Below are 20550 nucleotides of genomic sequence, written 5' to 3' on the forward strand. Positions count from 1 at the left end.
TCCGCACCATTTCAAACCATATTTTTAAATTTCGACCGCAAGATCTTTGTACTTTGAGGAAATAACGTATAATATGCCTTCAATAGATGGATTCATAGAGGGTTCAAACACATCACTTGCTCATTATGGTCTTGTTGCCGGTGCTTATGACAAGCTTGAAATCGGTGAGCTCATCGACGAACTTATTCCTAAAACAAAATCACACATTGTCACTCATAGTCAGATTGTAAAATCACTTGTTATTAACGGTCTGGCATTCATTGACAGGCGGCTTTATCTTCATCCTGTGTTCTTCAAAGACGTTCCAACAGAGCGTTTCTTTGGTAAAGGGATTGAACCCGGGCATTTCAATGATGATACACTGGGACGGACTCTCGATAGAATCTATGAATATGGACCTACTGAATTATTCAATCAAATTGTGATAAAAAGACTGCTGAAGGATGATTATGGAATCCACTGTATTCATGTGGATACTACAAATTTTAGCGTTTACGGAGACTATGATAGTGATTGCGATTCACGGAATATGGAGATAACATTTGGTCATCCTAAAGACGGCAGAAACGATCTCAAACGATTTGTACTCGGAATGGCTTCAGATAATCGGGGAGTCCCGGTCTTTCTCCAGACATTTTCAGGTAATGAATCAGATAAAAAAGCAATTATTGAGATGATAGATAAACTGAGGAAAAATCTTATTTTATCTCATAAAGTCTACCATATTGCCGATAATGCCTTTTACACTAAGGCAAATCTTCAGGAGATGGGCGATCACACTTTCTGGATAAGCAGAGTTACAAACTCGATTGGAGAGGCGAAAGAATTCCTGAGCTTGGATGAAACTTTACAGGAATGTGAAGATAATAGATATTCATATGCAGAAAAGATCTCATATTATGCAGGTATAAAACAAAAATGGGTTCTGTACAGCTCAAATGAAATGCAAAAGCAGAAGCTTAAAAAATATGAGATAATTCTTCATATGTCATTGGTTTAAGTAAAGTATAATATTGCCAAAACTTCTAAATTCAAGTTAGAATTATCTCAATAGGTAGGAAAAGGTAAATAATTTCATTCATCATACAATTTTGATTGGTTCAGGGAAATTCTGACATCAAAACACTGCAAAATATATAGCAGATTACACAAAATATGGAGGTTCTTCTCCATTTTTCTGAAAGTTAGGACTATCCAAAAAGAGAAACAACTTAGAGAATAACCTCCAAATGTGATGATATGTCCAATAAACATTACAAATGGAGGGAATGCATTTCTGCATTCACATCTATGTTCTCATTTGTGGGCTTTAAGATTATTGATCTGGAAGAGTCAAAAGAAATACTTACTGTCACTCTGGATGCAACAGAATTACCATGATGTCCCAAGTGCGGTGAATTATGTCATCGATAATAGGATGATGTCTATATCAGATCCGTCATTGATTTTCCTGTTTCCATTTCTACCTGTCGTATTCAGTTCCCAATACACCAAATTGATCTCTTCAAACCGTTTGTATGCCGGAAATCCAGCCTGTTGTATTACACGTTCTCTTCTGCTGGTCTCTCTGGACTGTACTTCTGCATTGAGAATTCTGACAAGGAATTCTTCAGGATTTGTGAAGTCCTCTGCTATGGTGTGATATGACTGGTATATTCCAGGCAGTCGTAACCGCCTGCAAAGATCTTTTATTTCTTCATCCATTTCTGCTCTCTCCTGATGTGATCTCATCATATATGGCAAGATTTGGTTCCGGCATTTCGATATCCAACGGATAACTAAATGATTCTGTTTCCGGTTTCTCCCGGAAATCCAGCGTGAGCCGAATTGAATCATAATCCGGAATAATGCCATCTTCCAAAAGCGATTCTATTGCACTTACGACATCTTTCTGTGGATTCTCTTTCATCAGACCAAGGATTCGAATGAATTCCTTAGGTTTATCCTGATAATGGCTCAAATACAGTAGCTTAAAACAGGGATTTGTCTTCTTCAGTACCTTTGAAGATCTCAGAGCGCCGGGTTTGTTTCGAAGGGTGCTGAGATAATGCTCGATCTTCAGCGAACTTTCATTTCTGCCGAATAGACGAACATGTGTGGCAATTACTGCTTCATTTTCTAATATCTCAATGTAGTCCTCATAGATCTTCAGTGCCAACATCTCAGATTTGCAGTATTCAGGAACGGAGTATGCATTGCGTTCAAATGTGACAGTGGAATAACAATCGACTTTTCGGTACTTTAGATCATACGGACAGAAATCCATTGAAGGAAGCGGAAGAAATGCCTTTTTTTCTTTTTTTCAGCCCTTCAACGGGCACAAGATCCCGGTGTGAGACAGGAGAATTGTTGATCGCAGAGAGAACAGATCTGAGATGTTTATTTGCCTCTTTCAACGAAGAGAAAGAGTCATGGTATCCAAATGCAGTGGTCCGGATGACAGACACGCTTTTTTCAACAGTCCCTTTTTCCTGTGGAGAAGCAGGATTACAGGCATTGGTTTGAAATCCATAATGGCTTGCAAACTGCAGAAATCGCTCATTGAAGACTTTGTCTGAAGCATCCGTCACCACTGTTTTCATGTTGTCGAAGAAGAGTGCCTCCGGGACACCTCCTATTTCATGAAAACATGCGATTAACGCATTAAAGAAATTCGTCTGTGATTCATTTGAGTACACTCTGGCAAAACGGTAAAGAGAATTGTTGAGGACGACAACGATGAGGCTGTACTTTGATTTCTTCTCTTTAATTCTCAGATGGACTTTGCCCCAGTCACATTACGCACGATATCCGGATTCATAATCCTGGCCAATACAGATGTCCTTGAAGACGTTATTCTGTTTCCATTTTCGTACTTCGCGCTTTACCGTTGAGTAGCTGATCTCTGTGCCATTGTACCTGAGTATCAGATATATCTGGTGTGCATTCAGTCGCTGTTTTTTAGGCCTTTTCTGATTTTCTTCAAGATATGTATGTATTTTATTGACGACATCATCTGAAAGAGCTGATTTGGTTCTTTGTAGATTTCGAGTTGTAGGAAGGATCTCTTCGGCATTGCCGTTCTGGCAATCTTCTATTCTGTTCAGATATTTTGTAACGGTATTTCGAGAAATGCCCATGATATCTGCTACTTTTCTGTAAGATCCTGTTTCCTGATACAGCTGACGAATACGGTCAACATCTTCCATTGTTTTCACCTCCGTGAGTATGTTGTTAAAGGCAGTTTCAGTTACTGCCGGTGTTACTGAGGTGGATCAATTCTTAGTGAGCGTTTTCGTGAAAAGTGGATCAATTTTTAATGAGCGTTTACAATTTTTGAAAATGTTACCAAAAATAGCATCATTCTGGGCTTAAATTCTAAATGACTTTGGCATTATAAAAATAAAATTGATGTTTTGCATGCAAATATGCCTCAACTGTCAAATTCAATAACGATTATTTTTGATATTTTTGGGAATAATGCACTTCAAAAGACCAAGTGGCAAAGTCAGGTTAAAAAAATTCAAACTATTATTTTTGGTATGATTAAAGTCAGAATTAAAAAAGCTAAAATTAATACAATTAGAAATTATTTTTTTAAAATTACCGGAAAATTACTTTTGTGATGAATTTTTTCTTTTTAATACTCTGATTAAAACTGCATTTACTACAGGATCGCCTACAACAAAATATCTTTTAATAACTTGTCCATAAATTTCGACAACATCATTAACAGATGCATCTTCTGTTGGAGTGGTAAACATCTTCACTGAGATTTCTCCTGTTTTATCTGCAATAAGATACTGAGGTCTGTTTAATGACTTGAACAGAACTCTTTCAACAACTCCTTCAATTCTAACGATTTTGCCGACCATTGAAGGATTGATGTTTCTTATTTTTGTGTCATTTGCTTCGGCTTCATAAATCGGTGCCAGTACAGTGTATTGATCCTGGCTCATATAATTAAGAATGAGTGGAATTACGAACATTAACGCTACAAAGACCATTCCCATTAAAAAAAAGCCCCAGTCTCCACTTAACAAAAGATAGAAGACCATTGATAATGCAATCATTCCAACAACTATAATGTTAATTATTGAAATTCTGACATTTTTACCTTTAATTTTCATTTTAAAAATCACAAAAAATAGATGTTTATTTGTTCTCTATAATTTCCTGCCTGAATGAATAGTAATAAAGAACACCAACAAAGATCATTCCACCTACTATGTTACCAATAGTGACGACAATGATGTTTTGTGTCCACATTGTAACCCAGGTAAGATTTGCAACTTTTGTTCCAAGAACTGCCAGCTGATCCGCTGACAGGAATGGGGCTGTAAATAAACCTGCAGGAATAAAGAACATGTTTGCAACACAGTGCTCAAATCCTGATGCAACGAAAGCCATGATTGGGAACCATATTCCAACAATCTTTCCTATTGCATCATCTGCACAAATACCAAGAAGAATTGCAAGGTTAACTAACCAGTTACAACAAATTGCTTTGAGGAAACATGACCAGGTTGCCATAAGTCCTACATAACTTGTTTTTCCGGCTGCTATACTTACTGCTGTCATACCAAATGATGTAACTGTTGCTGCACCTGTTGCAGACCATGAAAGATAAGGTCCGTATGCAACAAAGTATGCAAATACAATCGAACCAATAAGGTTCCCTATGTATACCCATAGCCACAAATTCAATACAGATGCCCAACTCGTTTTGTGAATCATTGCCGCCATCGGGGCAAACATTGCATCACCGGTGAATAATTCTGCACCAGTTAATACAATGATAATAAGTCCGACAGGGAACACTGCTCCCAGAACAAGTTTTGCCATACCGCCTCCGAGGGCATCCGCAACTCCTGTTGAACAAACAGTTGCAAGTGCGGCACCCATAGCAATATATGCTCCTGCCATAAATCCTCTGAGAAGCATGTTCCATGCCGGAAGTCCACATTTGCCCTTACCGGCAAGTCCTACCTTTGCAATTATAACTGCTGGGGGATGAAATACCATTTTTACCTCCTAATTAATTAAGACAAATACTATGTTGATTTGTCTGATTAAACAAATACATACGTCTAATTTACACTGACAAACTGTATTAAACCGGATTTAAATTCAGGATATATAATCCCGCAGACTGCACCTTCTTTCAATTTTTAAAATTCAGGCACATTCTGAAAATTTAAATCCAGGTCACTTAATCCATCTGACCACTTTATGGATTTAAGTTATTATCAGCAATTCAAATTGCGATAAAACACTATTTAAGGTTATTCTATTGATATCTGATATAACAGATATTTGAGAGATGATGAAAATTTTATAAATCTTTTTTTTAGAGAGTATATATTAACAAACATCCAAAATTAATTTGATTTGAAATATATTTTTTTAGACACGCACTTTTAAGAAAAAAGCCTGATGGTCTGATTTTAAAAATTAAACTAAATTAAGGGCATAAAAAAATATCATATATCTCTTTTGTCAACTCAATTATTTATTTGAAAAATAATTGCCAAATGATTGCTTCATAACTCTTTTGGTTAATTTTTTTTAAAAAAAAGAATTATATTAGATATATTAATTAAATTCGGCTAAAATAGTCATTTTTTATTTTTTTGATCAAATTAATGGTTTTGCAAATTAGTTAGTCTCTTTTGATCATCTATTGAGATTGGATGACGCGCATAACGAATTTGTTTAGATTACTTTCTAATTTTTTAAATTTAAAATCATTTGTTCACTCACAAAAAAGAAAAAGATCTTTAAAGATTTATTTTTAAGACTATCTAAAATTCTTTAAACAGTAAAATTTGAATCCGGTTAAAAAAATTCTGATTTATCTAATTAGAATCAGAATAAATTTTAAAATAATCTAAATAAAAATTTCTGTGAGAGATCAGTTTTTTAAAAAAAGATCTCTGCCCGGTAGTTAAACCTTTTTTCATAGATACAATAATTAGCTATATCAATACGTAAATCTGAGGTAATTTTTTTTTGGAAAAACAGATTTGTTAGAGAAAATAGTATATGCTTTAACTCATTAAATTAACATGATTCACCTAAAAACAGATCTATCTGATTATAAAAATTATTGATTTTAGATCCTTGTAAAAATTTTTATAATTTAAATTAGATCTCTTTGGAAAAAGGACGTATTAAAATGATAAACAATGAATTTGGTGAAACAGTCAGAAATTTTATTGCTGACAAAAAAAAGCCCATAATTAATCCACAGGCTTATAATGATGAAGAAAGAGAATATGCAGAATTAATCAGACTCCTGATGACGGAGATTCAAAAGATTGACTCTGAAAGAGAAAATGACATTAAAGAGGCACAAAGACTTCAGAAACGTGCCGAAGCATTCTTAAAAGACAATCCTCAGGGAATTACTGTTTTAGCGGCTGATAAGCACAGGCTGGATTTAAACAAGGAGTATGAACGCATCTGGCGTGGCAGTTATGATGAATTAATGGCCAAAAAGCTCTATGACTTTGATATAACAATCACCGGCGGAGACGATTTCTATGCATCATATGAAACCAAGAAAAAAGCAGTTTCGGATATGGAGATTCGCTGGCCTGATGGTGATGTTAGTTACCTGAGACTTTTCCAGACGCCAATTCTTGATGATAACGGAGAAATTGATGTTAATTACTACATCTATCAGGACTTAACCGAGGATACTGTAAAACTAAAAGAGATTCAGAAATTAGAACAGCAGTCTGATTCCATAGTCCAGGAAAATCCAATGCCTATTGTCCTTTGGAATCTGGATCTTTCAATCAGAAAATCTAACAAAGCCTTCTTTGATCTCTCAGGATATTCTGAAAATGAAACACAGAGTCTAACTGCAAATGACTTTAATTATCTGGCACAATCCGGGCGGTCTCTTGGCCAGACGATTGAAGCAAAAGCCGCAAGCCATGGAGAGGCAACAATTGAATTCCCATCAGGAATTAAAACTCTTGAAAGATATAATATCCCCTTGTTTGACGTTAATGGGGAATTAGACTGTATTTTAACTGTTTATAATGACATAACCAAATTAAGGGAAGAAATTAATAATTCTGAAAAACTTCAGAAGCGTGCCGAAGCATTCTTAAAAGACAATCCTCAGGGAATTACTGTTTTAGCGCCTGACAAGCACAGGCTTGATTTAAACAAAGAGTATGAACGCATCTGGCGTGGCAGTTATGAAGAATTGATGGCCAAAAAGCTCTATGACTTTGACATAACCATCACCGGCGGAGATGATTTCTATGCATCATATGAAACCAGGAAGAGAGCAGTTTCAGATATGGAGATCAGATGGGAAGACGGCGATGTAAGTTATCTGAGACTTTTCCAGACACCGATTCTTGATGAAAACGGAGAAATTGATGTCAACTACTATATCTATCAGGATCTTACTGAACAGACAAAGGAACTAAAAGAAATTAAGAAACTTCAAAAACGTGCTGATACTTTCTTACAGGACAATCCTCAGGGAATTACTGTTTTGGCGCCAGACAAGCACAGACTGGATTTGAATAAGGAATATGAAAATATCTGGCGTGGCAGTTATGAAGAATTGATGGCCAAAAAGCTCTATGACTTCGATATTGACGTCACAGGTGATGATTTCTATGCATCATATGAAACCAAGAAGAGAGCAGTTTCAGATATGGAGATCAGATGGCCTGATAAAACAAAGTCATACCTGAGACTTTTCCAGACGCCGATTCTTGATGAAAACGGAGAAATTGATGTTAATTATTATATCTATCAGGACAGGACCCCTGAAGTAACACAAAGCCTCTATATGGACAAAGAAGTAGAGAAAGTTGCATCTGATCTTGAAGCAATTGCGGCAGGAAGGCCACAGGACATAAAGCTTGATGTGGGCGAAGCAGATAAATACACAAAAGAAATACGTGAGAAATTTGTGGAAATTACATCCTCAATAGGATCTGTAGGCAATACACTTCAGGATTTAATAACTGATATCGATACACTTGTTCAGGCAGGACAAAACGGTGATCTCGGTGTAAAAGCTGAAAGTATAAAGTATCAGGGTGTTTACACAGAACTTGTTGATAACCTCAACAATCTTATGAATGCAGTTGCAACACCTCTGAATGAAGCAATGAAATTGTCCAATCAGTATGCAGAAGGCAACTTTACTGCGAGATTCTCAAATGATATCATAGTGAAAGGAGACTTTGATAAGTTCAGAAATGAGCTTAATAATATCGGAATAAGTGTATCTGAAAATCTTAAAGTAGCAAATGAAGTAACAAAACAGGTTGCTGTTAATTCATCCGAAGTCACCCGTGGAACAGATGAGGTCGCAAAAGCGGCTGAGAGTGTTGCATTTACAAGCCAGAAAGCGGCTGATTTAACCAAAGAACTGTTTGAAAGCATTGATGAGATAAATCATCAGATATCAGATCTCTCTGCATCCAATGAAGAGATTGCAAGTACTTCACAAGAAGTTTATAATGCGGCAAATCATGTTGTTGATATCGGAAAGAATGCTCAGGTCTTAGGAAATGATGCAAACAAGAAGATGAACAACGTAGAAAAGATTGCAAGTGAAAGTGTTGTCAGCATTAATGAGCTGACTGAAAAGATAAAAGAAGTTAGTAATGTTGTCAGAATGATCAACGCAATTGCCGGCCAGATTAATCTCTTAGCACTCAATGCCGCAATAGAAGCCGCACGTGCAGGTGAGCATGGAAGAGGATTTGCAGTTGTTGCAGGAGAAGTTAAAAACTTAGCCGCAGAAGCAAGATCTGCAACAGAGTCAATAGACAACGTTGTGTCAATGGTTCAGGTAAGCAGTGAAAAGACAGCCGCTGCCATAACATCAGCCAGCAATGAAATAGTTGATGGTGTCGAAAGTGTAAACAAGACAATTGATGCATTAAATACCATCATTACGAATGCAGGACAGGTCTCAAACGATATTGGCGAAATTACAAAGGCAATTGAGGACCAGGCTAATATCTCAAACAACGTTGTACGCTCTGCAGAGAATGGAACGCAAAAAACCAGGGATGTTCAGAAAGAAACAGAGGAGCTTGCGGCACTTGCAGAAGAAGCCAGTGCATCTGTTGAGGAGATTGGAAGTGCAATTCACGAAGTTGGCGAACTTGTAAAGAAGCTGGAGGATGCAAATTCCAGGTTCAAATACTGAACAGCAAAGGATGTATGACTTATGATTGATGTTGTTCAGTTTGATATATCAGGGGTTCATTATGCCCTTGATATCCAGATTGCAAGAGAAATTGTTGAGATGATGCCCATCACGCCTGTCCCGAGAGCACCTGCTCACATTGCAGGAATTATAAATCTTAGGGGAGAGATTACAAATATTTTAAATTTAAACTACCTGATGGGTCTTCCAACAGACAATAGTGTAGAAAACAAAAAGATAATTGTTCTTGCGCCTGATGCTGCACAAGGCTCTAATGTTGGTTTAATTGTTGATGATGTCCACAGCGTATTACGAATCTCGGAAGAAGATATTGATCAGATAGATGAAGCTCTCTCAAAAGAGGCCTATGTAAAAGGCATTATCAAAATTAAAAAAGAAGATTCCAATGATGAAGAAAATCTGGTAATCTGGATCGATATCGGAAAAATAATTTCTGAAAACCTCTCAGAATAACAAAAAAAATATCATTTTTTTTAATTTTATAATGAAAAGTAAAAAAAATTTTAAAAATTACATATTTTCAAAAAAAACTTAGAAGAATACCGATAAATAATTAGTATTGAAAGTTTAATTTTTTAAAATGTTGCCACAGGATGAAAAAGCTTCTTCTTTTAAAAAGATGATGCTTCTCGGTATAGTTGTTGGAATAATATCCGGTGTTGGAGCACTTCTCTTCTTTTGGGGACTGGAATATGGCACCCGTTTTGTGATGGATATTCTAATAGGCTATAATTATCCTGTTGAGGGACAATCAATAGAGAGCATTTCAAATTGGTCTCCTCCTCCTTTTATCTGGCTTATTCTTCCGGTAATATGTACAGGAGCTTTTTTATCAGGTCTTCTGGTTTATAAATTTGCACCGGAAGCAGAAGGGCATGGTACAGATGCGGCAATAGAAGCATTTCATGGCGATGGCAAAATCAGATGGAGAGTTCCTGTAATAAAGGCAATAGCTTCAATTCTTACAATTTCAACAGGAGGAAGTGCCGGAAGAGAAGGACCGACTGCACAAATATCAGCCGGATTTGGGTCTATAGCTGCGGATGCTTTAAAATTATCCCCCAGAGAAAGAAGGATAGCTCTTGCTACAGGTATAGGAGCAGGTATTGGAACAATATTCAAAGCACCTCTTGGAGGAGCTATTCTTGCGGCAGAAATATTATATACCTGAGATTTTGAAGCAGATGTCGTTATGCCATCTTTTTTGGCATCAATAATAGGATATTCAATATTTGGATTTTTTGAGGGTTATAATCCAATATTTGGAACAGCAGATATTACATGGGAAATTGTTCAGATACCATTATTTTTATTATTGGGCGTTTCTTCTGCATTTGTTGGTCTTTTGTATATTAAATCATTTTATGGAGCAAGAAAAATTTTTTCAGACTTTTTTGAGAAAAATAATTTACCTAAATACCTAAAGCCTGTTTCAGGAGCATTTTTTATAGCAATCTTTGTTTTGATTTTAGCTCACCTGTCTCCTTATACAATGTTAGCAGCGCTTGGAAGTCTTGGAACAGGTTATGGTTTTATTCAACTTGCCATATATAATATGCTTCCACTAACAGTTCTTATAATACTTCCTTTTGCCAAAATTCTCACTACATCTCTTACAATAGGTTCTGGAGGAAGCGGTGGTGTTTTTGCACCCGGACTTGCAATAGGAGGAGCCGCCGGAGGTGCATTAGGGATGATTTTGCATAATCTGATTCCAAATTTTGTTCCTTTGGCATCTGTTCCTGCATTTGTTATAGTTGGGATGATTGCCCTGTTTGGAGGAATTGCAAATGCTCCAATATCTGTTATGATAATGGTAGTGGAGATGACGAGCGATTTTTCACTTCTGGTCCCGGCAATGGGTGCAGTTGCAGTATCCTGTCTTATCACCGGAGAAAACACTATCTTTAGAAAACAGGTTAAAACAAAAGCTCAGTCTTCTGCCCACAGAGGAGAATATCAGATTGAGATACTTGAGGAAATAACCGCAGGAAGTGCGATGAAAAAATTCAGTGACTTAATTTATTTAAGTCCAAAAGATCCCTGTCAAATTGTATTTTCTACAATTGACAGAACAAGACACACCGGTTTTCCTGTGATTGATAATGGTCAGCTTGTAGGCATAGTAACACACAGGGACATACAACCACATAAAGAGGATAATCTTTTAATCAGTGATATAATGAATACCTCGGTTTATACATTAAATACAGACTCAAATCTTGAAGAAGCGCTCTCTATTATGATAGAAAACGAGATTCACCATATACCTGTTGTTGATAACAATGATCCAAAAATTCTATTAGGATTTATAACATCTACAGACATCATGCGTTCATATACAAAGAAAATGACACTTGATTATAAATCTGTTAGTAATAAATATTTAAAAGAAAATTTGAAATTTTAAGCATTATTTTTTAGACTTTTTTGATATATTGCATAATTTCTAATTGTACAGATTTTTTATGCGGATAATGACTAGTTATATAGATATATGGTAAAGACAGCCGGAGTTAAAAAAGGAGATATTGTATCAATTCATTTTACAAGCAGGACTCTGGAAGGAGAATTATTTGAGACATCAAAAAACGAAGAGCCACTAAAAATTAAGATCGGAGACGGAAAAATTAATCCGGCATTTGAAGAGGCTCTCACAGGAATGACTGTTGGTGAAAAAACAGAAATAATTCTTCCTGCTGAAAAAGCATATGGTGAATACAAAAAGCGTCTTATATTTAAGATGAGAAAATCCGGACTGAATCTCTTGTGTGATCCAAATCCCGGAGACATTGTGTCAATAAAACTTCCAACAGGACAAAAATCTCTTGTCAGTGTAGTAGAAATTACTAAAAAATCAATAAAGGTTGATGCAAATCATCCAATGGCAGGAAAAGACTTGAAATATGAACTTGAGCTTTTGGAGATTCAGGAATAACAAATTTCATGTATATAAAAAACATATAGTTGTAAATTTCAGCATAAAAATGTTAAAATCAGAATAGAATGCCTGATAAGACATTTTCATATGATAAAATTAAAATCAATTCAAGGAAATTAATCAGAGACTACTACCAGCCCTTATCTTTTTTATCTGGTCTCTTAATTTAATCGCCCTTTCAAATTCAAGTGAATTAGCTGCCATCTGCATCTCTGATTCAAGTTCAATTAAAAGATTTGGGATCTCTTTTTTTGGCAGGTGTTTTATGTCTGTAAGATCTGCCTCTTTTTCTTTTATTGGTTTAATAATTGTTTTTGGATGTATTCCGTGTTTTTTATTGAATTCTATTTGTATCTCACGTCGTCTTTTTGTCTCAGCAATGGCTGATTTCATCGAATCAGTCATATTATCGGCATATAAAACCACATAGGATTCTGCATTTCTTGCTGCCCTGCCGATAATCTGAATGAGACTTTTTGCATCCCGCAAAAATCCTTCCTTGTCTGCATCAAGTATCCCAATAAAACCAACTTCAGGAATATCAAGACCTTCTCTTAAAAGATTGATTCCGACAAGACAGTCAAATTTGCCTAGGCGAAGTTGTCTTATAATCTCTGTCCTTTCTATTGTTTCAATATCTGAATGGAGGTATCTTGTTTTGATATTTTTTTCAGCTAAAAATTCCGTTAACTCCTCAGCAAGTTTCTTTGTCAGAGTAGTAATTAAAACACGGTTTTTATTTTTGATTGTCTTTTTTATCTCATTTAAAACATCCTGAGTCTGCCCTTCAACAGGACGTACGAAAACTTCTGGATCTACAAGGCCTGTGGGACGAATTATTTGCTCAACAAAGCTTTCTGAATGTTCTTTTTCATAAATGCCAGGTGTTGCAGAGACAAATATTACATTATGCATATATTCTTCAAATTCCTCAAAGACAAGGGGGCGGTTATCAAATGCAGAAGGCAATCTGAATCCAAAATTGACAAGCGGCTCTTTTCTTGAACGATCACCATTATACATGCCTCTGACCTGAGGAAGAGTCTGATGACTTTCATCAACGACAAGCAAAAAATCATCAGGGAAATAATCCAGAAGACAAAAGGGCTTTTCACCTTTTTTCCGGTGATCAAAAAAACGTGAATAGTTTTCAATTCCCTTGCATGAACCTGTCTCCTCTATCATTTCAATATCAAAAAGAGTCCTTTGACGAAGTCTGTGTGCCTCAAATGGTCCAAGTTCTTTTAATCTTTCCTCAAGCTCTGTTTTTATCTTTGCTATTGCATCTGTTTTGTCATCATCTGGAATTACATAATGTCTTGCCGGATAAACAAAGAAATAATCCTTAGATTCGATTTTTTCTCCTGTAAGCTTATCAATCTCCAGAATTTTTTCTATTTCATCACCAAAAGTTTCAATGCGGATTATGTTGTTAAAATATCCCGGGATGAAATCAATAGTATCTCCTTTTACCCGGAATCTTCCAGGCATTAGTTCAAGATCATTTCTCTCGAATAAAATATCCACAAGATTTTTCAAAATATCGGTTCTTTTGATTTTCTCGCCGACATTAATCTCAAAGCCCATATTTTCAAAATTTTCAGGGTTTCCAAGACCATATATTGCTGAAACAGACGCCACAACAATAACATCTTCTCTTGAGAGAAGAGAGGCTGTTGCAGAAAGTCGCATCTGTTCAATTTTAGGATTAATCTGGGCATCTTTTTCAATATACTGATCTTTTGAAGGAATATATGATTCAGGCTGATAGTAATCATAGTATGATACAAAATATTCAACCCGGTTATTTGGAAAAAAGTCTTTAAATTCATTATAAAGCTGTGCGGCAAGTGTTTTATTATGCGCGAGAACAAGTGTGGGTTTTTGAGTGTTCTGAATTACATTTGCGATTGTAAAAGTCTTTCCCGAGCCTGTAACTCCCAAAAGAGTCTGAGATTTATAGCCTTTATTAAAGCCATCGGTTAATTTTTTTATTGCATCCGGTTGTGAACCTTTAGGTTTAAAGTCACTTACAAGATCAAATCCGGTAATATTTTGCATATCTAAATCCCGTTTTATTTTTTTTTCTTTTAAGGCCTTTTCGATTAAATTTTATTAACTATATGAAACATTTATAATTACTTTTCTTGTAAATTCCTGTTTTTGGATTTTTGTTTTATTTTATCCTGTAGTTATCTTTAATCTCTTTTGATTTTAAAAGCCGGTTGTAACTTATAGCAAATCTGTGCGCCTCATCCCGTATCTCCTGAATAAATAAAGAAGCCTTTTCATTTTTTTTAAGAGGCAGAGGGGAGGAGAATCCTGGAACAAAAATTTCTTCTTCTCTTTTAGCAACTGAAATTATTGGAATTTTTACATTTAACTCATCAAGAGATTTTTTTGCGGCTGATAACTGACCTTTTCCGCCATCAATAATAATGAGATCAGGAAAATTTAGACCATCGTTTTTAAGTCTAAAATATCGTCTTTTGACAACTTCTGCTATTGATGCAAAATCATCAATTTTGTCAACTGTCTTAATTTTAAATCTCCTGTAGTTTCTTTTGTCAGGTTTTCCATATCGAAACTGAACCATTGAACCTACCATATTAGTTCCCGAAAGATGTGAAATATCAAAGCATTCTATAATATCAGGATTTTCAGAAAGATGAAGACGCTTTTTTAGTTCTTTTACTTTTATTTCACCTCCAAAAAAGACAGATTCAACGTTCTGGTAAACTAAATCCAGAAGAACTTTTTTATCACCTTTTTTGGGAACAGTTATGGTTACTTTTCGTTCTTTTCTCTCTGTTAAAAACTCATTTAATGCAGAGTCTGTTTCAACAGGCAAAATAAGCTCTGATGGCGGTTCATTTTCTGAATAATACTGAATAATAAACTCTTCAAGTGAATCTTCGCCTGCATCAAAGACAAACTCCTGTTTATCTGCCAGACAGCCATTGTAAACAGAAAAAAGGATGAGGTAAAAAACACCGTCCCTTACTGAGTAATTTATAATGTCTTCATCAGTAAATTTATTCCTGTCCACATGTTGTCTGGTTGCAAGATTTTTTAAGGCTTCAATCTGTTCGCGAAGAACCATTGCCGCTTCAAAATCAAGTGATTCTGATTTTTCCTTCATTTCCAGCTCAAGAGAATGTATAATCTCTTTAGTATTCCCATTTAGAACAGATTCAGCCTTTCTAACCTGATTTTTATATTCCTCTTCTGAAATTTTCCCAATGCATGGAGCACTGCAGGTGTCAATGTGTGCTCTGAGACAACCCTTTTTTTTTATTTTTTTGCAGGATCGGAGTCGAAATATTTTTTTAACTACTGAAAGAAGATAATCACGCTCTCTGGCTGAGACGAAAGGCCCAAAATATTCACCCGAAGCCTCTTTTTTTCTTGCTATACGAATTGCCGGATATTTTTCATCAGAAATTTTGATATAAGCGTAATTTTTTGAATCTTTTAAATCAATATTATATTTTGGCTGATATCTCTTGATAAGATTATTCTCAAGAATCAGTGCCTCCACTTCAGTATCGGTTATAATGTAGTCGATTGAATCTATTGATTTTAAAAGTGCTTTTGTCTTTAAATCAGTAATGGTTCTGTTAAAGTAGCTTGAAACCCTTTTTTTCAGATTTTTTGCTTTACCTACATAGATTACATTGCCTTTGTTATCTTTATAGAGATAACAGCCGGGATTATCAGGTATAAGCGAAAGGTCAGGCATAAATAACATTGTTTGGATTTTAGTCTTCAAATATTTTATTTTCCAATTTTCAAATTATAGATTATTTATTTTTGATTCTATAATTTATTTTATTAAGAGTGGTGAAAGGAATTGTCCTGTAAAACTTTTTTTATTTCCGGCTACTTCTTCAGGCGTTCCTGCTGCGATGATTTCTCCTCCCTTATCTCCTCCTTCAGGACCGAGATCGATTATATGATCAGCCGATTTAATAACATCTAGGTTATGCTCTATCACTACGACAGTATTTCCCTTTTCAACTAAAGAGTTTAAAACACCTATCAATTTTTTCACATCGTGAAAATGAAGACCTGTTGTTGGCTCATCAAGAAGATATATGGTCTGTCCGGTTGATCTTTTTGAAAGTTCACGTGTTATTTTAATTCGTTGAGCCTCTCCGCCCGAAAGAGTGGTTGAACTCTGTCCAAGTTTTAAATAACCAAGTCCGACTTTACATAATGTTTCAAGTTTGTTTTTAACAGACGGAATATTCTGAAAAATCTCATAGGCTTCTTCAACTGTCATATCCAGAACATCAGCTATGGATTTTCCCTTATATTTGACTTCAAGTGTTTCGGCATTATATCTTTTTCCTTTACACTCTTCACATTCTACATAAACATCAGGGAGGAAGTTCATCTCTATCTTTATTAGGCCGTCTCCACTACAGGCTTCGCATCGTCCTCCTTTAACATTGAAAGAAAACCTCCCGGGTTTATATCCTCTAATTTTAGCCTCTTTTGTCTCTGCAAAGATGTTTCTGATATCATCAAAAACTTTCGTGTAAGTTGCCGGATTTGATCGGGGTGTCCTTCCAATTGGGCTTTGATCAATTACAATTACCTTGTCAACAGGATTATCAAAGCTGAGTTCTTCAAATTTTCCAGACTCTGTTTGTGATTTGTTGACCTCTTTCATAAGAGCACGATATAGCGTGTCATAAATAAGTGTGGATTTTCCGCTTCCGGAAACTCCTGTAACAGCCGTGAATACACCGAGTGGAATGTCTGCGTCAATTGATTTTAAGTTGTTTTCGGAACAGCCTTTGATATGAATAAAAGACTCAGAAATCCGTCTTTTTGTAGGAACGTTTATTTTCTCTTTCCCTGACATATACATTCCTGTGATTGAAGACGGGTCTTTTTCTATTTCATCAGGTGTTCCTATTGATACGATATATCCGCCATGGACTCCTGCACCAGGGCCTATATCAACAACATAGTCTGCTTTTCTTATTGTATCTTCGTCATGTTCCACGACAACAAGCGTGTTTCCAAGATCACGAAGTTTTTGCAGAGTTTCAATAAGTTTATGGTTATCGCGCTGATGAAGGCCGATTGAGGGTTCATCAAGGACATACAAAACGCCCATTAAATTAGAACCAATTTGTGTTGCAAGACGAATTCTCTGTGCCTCGCCTCCGGAAAGAGTTCCGGAATTTCTTGAAAGTGTAAGGTAGCCAAGTCCTACCTCCTCAAGAAATTTCAGCCGTGATTTTATCTCTTTTAAAACCTGTTTTGCTATTTCTGCATCTTTTTCATTCAGTTCAATATTTTGAAAGAAACTCAAACATGAAGATATTGATAAGTCAGTAATATCAATTATTGATTTATCTGCAATTTTAACAGAAAGTGCCTTGTCGCTAAGCCTTTTCCCACTACATTTTTGACAGGGAGAGACTCTCATAAATTTTTCAAGCTCTTTTTTACGGTATTCAGATTTTGTCTGGCAGTAAAGCCTTGAGGCCTGTGGCAAAAGCCCCTCCCATTTTCCGTTGTGAGACCAGGAAGTTTCGCCACCTTTCATACTCATATTGAATTTTATTGTATCATCTGAGCCATACATCAGGGCTTTGTACTGGTTTTTTGTAAGATTTTTAACAGGAGTAAAGATATCAAATCCATAATGTTTCGCTACTGCCGCCAGATACTGAACACGATAGCCGTCTAAGAAATTTCTGTAAGTTGCGACAGCACCTTCTGATAATGATTTGGTTTTGTCAGGGATTATTAAATCCGGATCAAACTCCATTTTTATCCCTAGTCCGTTGCATTCAGGACATGCCCCAAAAGGACTGTTAAACGAAAACATTCTCGGCTGTAGCTCATCATAGGAAAAACCACAAACAGGGCATGCCATTTTTGAGGAGTAACTCTTTTCAAAGCCGCTCTCAGATAAAGCGATTACAAGGCCTTCGGAATTATTAACAGCAGATTCTACTGCTTCAACAAGTCTAAAACGATCTTCAGATGGATTTAACCTGTCGATTACGATGTCAATGTCGTGCTTTACATAGCGTTTCAAATCAATCTCCTCATCTGTTCTGACAATATTTCCATCAACCCTGGCCCTTGTATAACCCTGATTGTTCAGACTTCTCAGTACATGCTGATATGTTCCTTTTTTCTGACGTATTACAGGAGATAAGATTGTAACTGATTCTGAAAAATCAGATTCTATACTATCAGATATTTTTTCGGGTGATCTTGATTCGATTACAATATTATGCTTAGGACAGAATGGCAGACCTATGCGTGCATAGAGAAGGCGCAGATAGTCATAAATTTCTGTTACGGTCCCAACTGTACTTCGCGGATTTTTAGATGTTGTTTTCTGCTCTATTGATATTGCAGGAGATAGTCCGTCTATAGAGTCAACATCCGGTTTATTCATAAGGCCGAGAAACTGCCTTGCGTATGCTGATAATGATTCTACATACCTTCTCTGACCTTCTGCATAGATTGTATCAAAAGCAAGTGTTGACTTGCCTGATCCTGATACGCCCGTAATAACAATTAGTCTGTCTCTTGGAAGTTCAAGGGAAATATTCTTTAAATTGTGCTCCCTTGCACCCCGTATTTTTATTGTGTCCATTTTCTGCTATCAGAAATCTATCTGATTCTTCATATAAATGAGTATACAGGCATGCGGGGTGAAAGTGATAACCGGTATTTTGCAAATTTTAAATCCCTCTTGACAATTTCTAATACCTTAAAGTGATTTGTTCTCCAAAATTAAGCATTACGAAATTTTAAGCAGTTATATTGATGCTGAATAATTTTAACAATTGATAATTTAGCACTGAAGATTTAGCACATCACAGTTTATAACCCAACATTTTAATACTGAATATTTAATGCCCAAAACAATTATCTACAAAATCTTTTAATCATATATGTTATTCAATGAATGAATTTAAATGTGGACTTTTACCGGTAGCAGGCATTGAACCTGTAATTCTGATTTTAGGGAGTTTTCCCGGAATTATGTCTTTAGAAAAAAATGAGTACTATGGAAATCCAAACAATCATTTCTGGAAAATTATTGAAGCTGTTTTTGGAATAAACCGGAATTTATCTTATGATAAAAAAATACTAAATCTGAAATCAAAGGGGATTTCTCTTTGGGATTCTGCTTCAGAGTGTAGAAGAAAAGGAAGTAACGACAGCACAATGACTGATATAATCCCAAATGATATTACCTCTTTTCTTAAAAATAACAGGACAATAAGAGTTGTTGCTTTAAATGGAATAACAGGTGCAGGAAAAATATTCAAAAAGCACAATCCTGATTTTTCTGATTTATTTCCGTATGTGACTGTAATTATTCTTCCATCTTCAAGTGCTGCAAATGCAAAGATCAGCCCTGAACAAAAGATTCAGCAATGGAAAGTGCTGAATAATTATCTATTAGAATAAAAAGAATTAGAATAATGAGAATTATCTTTTTCGATTTTTAGGACTATACCGGCCTTTTTTTATTCCTGATTAAATTCCAAGTCAGTTTAAATGGAATTGGAACACATTATTTTTTTATAAGGAGGAATTTAAATTACAGACCTGTCTATACTCAAACCAGGAGACAATGCACCTGACTTTTGTCTTTATGATATGAATAACAGTGAAATTTGTCTTTCTGTTTTTAAAGGGAAAAGAATTGTCTTATATTTTTATCCTAAAGATAATACATCTGCCTGCACAAAAGAGGCTGTTTCCTTCACAGAAAAGGATAATAAATTTGGAGAGCATAACGCCGTCATAATTGGAATAAGTCCAGATTCCTGCGAAAGTCACAAAAAATTTTCAGAGAAGCATAACCTGTCAGTTATACTTCTTTCAGACCCTGAACATAAAGTACTTGATTCGTATGGCGTCTGGAAGCTGAAGAAAATGTATGGCCGTGAATATATGGGTGTTGAGAGAACTACTTTTCTTATATCTGAAACCGGAAAAATTGAATTCATCTGGAGAAAAGTCCGGGTTAAAGGACATGTTGAAGAAGTTCTGGAAAAATTAATTTCTTAAAAAACGTTCATGAAACAAATTTTTCATGGACTTTTTAATGAAAACATCCATGAAATTATATTTCATGCACCGGTTTCATGTAAGTTACGAAGTAACTTTCATGTAAAACGCACATGATGAGCGTTTTTCATCACACAAAAAGTGATGAAAGTTTATCAGGAATTTTGACTTTCATAGCAAATATAACAATCATCTTTCTATTTTTATCCGGTTCCCAAATGTCTGAATTTAGATACTAAAACAATTTAAATCGAAATTATGGCCTTGTAGAAATCCTCTTGTAGAATAGCGACCGAAAGATCGATCGTACAGGAACTCCAACATTATTTAACCACAAATAAACGAG

Annotated in this window: 15 protein-coding genes and 3 pseudogenes; 9 read left to right on the top strand and 9 right to left on the bottom strand. The window is 35.6% G+C overall.

Annotated features, from left to right (window positions below; genetic code table 11):
- Positions 1-73: 73 nt before the first annotated feature.
- Together L1994_RS05210 and L1994_RS05215 are read left to right on the top strand one after the other, a co-directional pair.
- Positions 74-997 (top strand): annotated as a pseudogene (locus tag L1994_RS05210) (IS1634 family transposase); the annotation flags it as partial.
- A 242-nt stretch (positions 998-1239) separates the two neighbouring features.
- Positions 1240-1380: a hypothetical protein gene (locus L1994_RS05215; RefSeq protein WP_278100626.1), complete on the top strand. Its 141-nt coding sequence runs from the start codon at positions 1240-1242 to the stop codon at positions 1378-1380.
- 18 nt (positions 1381-1398) lie between these two features.
- On the opposite strand, the gene L1994_RS05220 is transcribed toward L1994_RS05215, so the two are convergent.
- The 6 genes and pseudogenes from L1994_RS05220 to L1994_RS05245 form a co-directional block, all read right to left on the bottom strand.
- On the bottom strand, positions 1399-1704 hold the full coding sequence (locus tag L1994_RS05220; protein ID WP_278100627.1) for a hypothetical protein: 306 nt from the start codon (positions 1702-1704) through the stop codon (positions 1399-1401).
- Positions 1697-2266: a Mu transposase domain-containing protein gene (locus L1994_RS05225; RefSeq protein WP_278100628.1), complete on the bottom strand. Its 570-nt coding sequence runs from the start codon at positions 2264-2266 to the stop codon at positions 1697-1699. The genes L1994_RS05220 and L1994_RS05225 overlap by 8 nt, the downstream gene beginning before the upstream one ends.
- Positions 2247-2762, bottom strand: a pseudogene (locus L1994_RS05230) (DDE-type integrase/transposase/recombinase); the annotation flags it as partial. The gene L1994_RS05225 and the pseudogene L1994_RS05230, both read right to left, overlap by 20 nt.
- 15 nt (positions 2763-2777) lie before the next feature.
- A complete protein-coding gene (locus L1994_RS05235; RefSeq protein WP_278100629.1) occupies positions 2778-3188 on the bottom strand; it encodes a helix-turn-helix domain-containing protein in 411 nt (136 codons plus the stop codon).
- A gap of 405 nt (positions 3189-3593) precedes the next feature.
- The gene (locus L1994_RS05240; protein WP_278100630.1) at positions 3594-4109 is read right to left on the bottom strand and encodes a nucleotide-binding protein; all 516 of its coding nucleotides are present in this window, start codon (positions 4107-4109) and stop codon (positions 3594-3596) included.
- 25 nt (positions 4110-4134) lie between these two features.
- Positions 4135-5004, bottom strand: coding sequence for a formate/nitrite transporter family protein (locus tag L1994_RS05245; protein WP_278100631.1), 870 nt, complete (start codon positions 5002-5004; stop codon positions 4135-4137).
- Between the two features lie 1153 nt (positions 5005-6157).
- Between L1994_RS05245 and L1994_RS05250 the strand changes: the two genes are divergently transcribed.
- The 5 genes and pseudogenes from L1994_RS05250 to L1994_RS05270 all read left to right on the top strand — a co-directional run bounded on the left by L1994_RS05250 (position 6158) and on the right by L1994_RS05270 (position 12137).
- Positions 6158-9178, top strand: coding sequence for a methyl-accepting chemotaxis protein (locus tag L1994_RS05250; RefSeq protein ID WP_278100632.1), 3021 nt, complete (start codon positions 6158-6160; stop codon positions 9176-9178).
- 21 nt (positions 9179-9199) lie between these two features.
- Complete coding sequence (locus L1994_RS05255; RefSeq protein WP_278100633.1) at positions 9200-9652, top strand: chemotaxis protein CheW; 453 nt, start codon at positions 9200-9202, stop codon at positions 9650-9652.
- 256 nt (positions 9653-9908) lie between these two features.
- Positions 9909-11078: pseudogene (locus L1994_RS05260) on the top strand (chloride channel protein); the annotation flags it as partial.
- 120 nt (positions 11079-11198) lie between these two features.
- On the top strand, positions 11199-11609 hold the full coding sequence (locus L1994_RS11905; protein ID WP_341275814.1) for a CBS domain-containing protein: 411 nt from the start codon (positions 11199-11201) through the stop codon (positions 11607-11609).
- 87 nt (positions 11610-11696) lie between these two features.
- On the top strand, positions 11697-12137 hold the full coding sequence (locus L1994_RS05270; RefSeq protein WP_278100634.1) for an FKBP-type peptidyl-prolyl cis-trans isomerase: 441 nt from the start codon (positions 11697-11699) through the stop codon (positions 12135-12137).
- A 123-nt stretch (positions 12138-12260) separates the two neighbouring features.
- On the opposite strand, the gene uvrB is transcribed toward L1994_RS05270, so the two are convergent.
- The 3 genes from uvrB to uvrA all read right to left on the bottom strand — a co-directional run bounded on the left by uvrB (position 12261) and on the right by uvrA (position 18774).
- Positions 12261-14201: an excinuclease ABC subunit UvrB gene (uvrB, locus tag L1994_RS05275; RefSeq protein ID WP_278100635.1), complete on the bottom strand. Its 1941-nt coding sequence runs from the start codon at positions 14199-14201 to the stop codon at positions 12261-12263.
- A 115-nt stretch (positions 14202-14316) separates the two neighbouring features.
- Positions 14317-15882, bottom strand: coding sequence for an excinuclease ABC subunit UvrC (gene uvrC, locus L1994_RS05280; protein WP_278100636.1), 1566 nt, complete (start codon positions 15880-15882; stop codon positions 14317-14319).
- An 84-nt stretch (positions 15883-15966) separates the two neighbouring features.
- Positions 15967-18774 carry an excinuclease ABC subunit UvrA gene (uvrA, locus tag L1994_RS05285; RefSeq protein WP_278100637.1) on the bottom strand — a complete coding sequence of 936 codons (2808 nt, stop codon included), beginning with the start codon at positions 18772-18774 and terminating at the stop codon, positions 15967-15969.
- 311 nt (positions 18775-19085) lie between these two features.
- On the opposite strand from uvrA, the gene L1994_RS05290 reads away from it, so the two are divergent.
- Positions 19086-19598, top strand: coding sequence for a DNA-deoxyinosine glycosylase (locus tag L1994_RS05290; RefSeq protein ID WP_278100638.1), 513 nt, complete (start codon positions 19086-19088; stop codon positions 19596-19598).
- 147 nt (positions 19599-19745) lie between these two features.
- Positions 19746-20204, top strand: a complete 459-nt coding sequence (gene bcp / locus L1994_RS05295; RefSeq protein ID WP_278100807.1) for a thioredoxin-dependent thiol peroxidase — start codon at positions 19746-19748, stop codon at positions 20202-20204.
- Positions 20205-20550: the final 346 nt, after the last annotated feature.

The sequence above is a fragment of the Methanomicrobium antiquum genome (assembly GCF_029633915.1).
Lineage (GTDB): Archaea > Halobacteriota > Methanomicrobia > Methanomicrobiales > Methanomicrobiaceae > Methanomicrobium > Methanomicrobium antiquum.